1 protein-coding gene is annotated in these 854 nt (G+C 32.0%); it reads right to left on the bottom strand.

Features of this window, described 5'->3' with window-relative positions; genetic code table 11:
- Positions 1-148: 148 nt before the first annotated feature.
- Positions 149-817, bottom strand: a complete 669-nt coding sequence (locus KLA_RS17290; RefSeq protein ID WP_034647461.1) for a hypothetical protein — start codon at positions 815-817, stop codon at positions 149-151.
- Between the last annotated feature and the right edge of the window lie 37 nt (positions 818-854).

Here is an 854-nt window from a genome sequence, read left to right as displayed (position 1 = left end):
TCGTGAGTTTCTTAAATTATGCACAACGGTTTCGTATAACCGTCAGTTACGGGTTAAAGTACGCAAATTTTTCGGTTTAGCACTGACGTTAGCAATTCCGAGTGGATTCGGACGTAGTCGAATCCGCCGTAATTGCGGTTATACATTGTTACCAACTGTGCTTTCTTTTTGGAGTTTTATGCATTATCAGTACTACTTCACTTTCCAATACTTCTATAATATCTGGAATCTCTGGTTCTTTTCCAGATTCTTCTAGTTCTTTTATATTCTGTTCAAATTCTTTTTCTTGTTTTATGATTTCAGTTAGGTCTTCTATATGTTCTACCTCAATATGTATTAGAGAGTATTTTGGGTCAAGGTGAAGTTTTGCACTCCGTTGTAAATTTTTAAAAATTAATTCTGCACCTTTAATTTCCGAATATCTTGGAATCGTTCCTAAATTGATTTTGAAGATGCTATCTCCATAAATTGATTTATTATAATACTCGGGTAAGGCTGAAGTCGGTTTTAAAAGTATTCCGTTAATTTTTAGTCCAACGTTTTCTTTTTTTCCGAAATAGTAGATTTGGGTCAAATTAGAAGTGTCAGATTCTATATCTTTTTTCTTTTCCGAAATATTATTCCGTATTTTTTCTTTAATCTCTGGTTCTAATATTTTCCATTTTAGGGCAATCCGAGACTTTTTTATGTTAACTGTATCAATGATTTTTTCATATTGAACACTAATATCAGATTCGGCTATTGGTCTATAGTCAGATTCTTGACAGTACAGGTCAAATCCGAATAACAATATTAATATTAGAGTGAGTTTTTGCATTGTTGGTAACGGTCTCCTTTATTTTGATTTATTAATT

Origin of the sequence: Cellulophaga geojensis KL-A, assembly GCF_000568425.1 — a bacterium.
Taxonomy (GTDB): domain Bacteria; phylum Bacteroidota; class Bacteroidia; order Flavobacteriales; family Flavobacteriaceae; genus Cellulophaga; species Cellulophaga lytica.
Note: the sequence above shows the minus strand (reverse complement) of the source record. Positions and strands in the feature narration are given on the sequence as shown.